This window comes from Xanthobacter autotrophicus (genome assembly GCF_029991245.1).
GTDB classification, from domain to species: Bacteria; Pseudomonadota; Alphaproteobacteria; order Rhizobiales; family Xanthobacteraceae; genus Xanthobacter; species Xanthobacter autotrophicus_C.
Window position 1 is genome coordinate 1 of sequence record NZ_JAIVFO010000409.1, and the last position, 416, is coordinate 416.

Sequence of the window (416 nt, forward strand, 5' to 3'; positions counted from 1 at the left end):
GAGGAGACGCGGGTGTTCGATTAGCGATCATGGCCGAACCAGGACCAATACGAGGAGACCCCATGAGCACGACCGAGTTGAACACGACCGAGTTGAACACCACCCCGGCGCCTTTCGTGGTGATCGCGGAGTTCGATGTGGAGCCCGCCCGCCTCGCCGATTTCCTCGCGGTTGCGCGCGATGACGCCGCCCATTCGGTGGCCGACGAGCCCGGCTGCCGGCAGTTCGAGGTGATCGTGCTGGAGGGAGCTTCCACCGTGGTGTTCTATGAGGTCTATGACGACCGCGCCGCCTTCGACGCCCATCTGGAAACGCCCCACCTCGGCCGCTTCCGCGACGCCTTTCCGGCCCTGATCCGCGCGGAGCAGAGGGTGCGCTTCGGCGCCCTGCGCAGCGCATAGGGGGAGGGCAGGGAG

Annotated in this window: 1 protein-coding gene; it reads left to right on the forward strand. The window is 66.8% G+C overall.

The window, feature by feature from the left end; translation table 11 throughout:
• The first annotated feature begins 62 nt into the window (after nt 1-62).
• The gene (locus tag K9U41_RS23450; protein ID WP_282643230.1) at nt 63-401 is read left to right on the forward strand and encodes a putative quinol monooxygenase; all 339 of its coding nucleotides are present in this window, start codon (nt 63-65) and stop codon (nt 399-401) included.
• Nucleotides 402-416 lie beyond the last annotated feature (15 nt).

What these genes read in the sequence shown, in the direction of transcription:
- K9U41_RS23450 (WP_282643230.1), top strand. Translation starts at nt 63, where the DNA reads ATGAGCACGACCGAGTTGAACACGACCGAGTTGAACACCACCCCGGCG.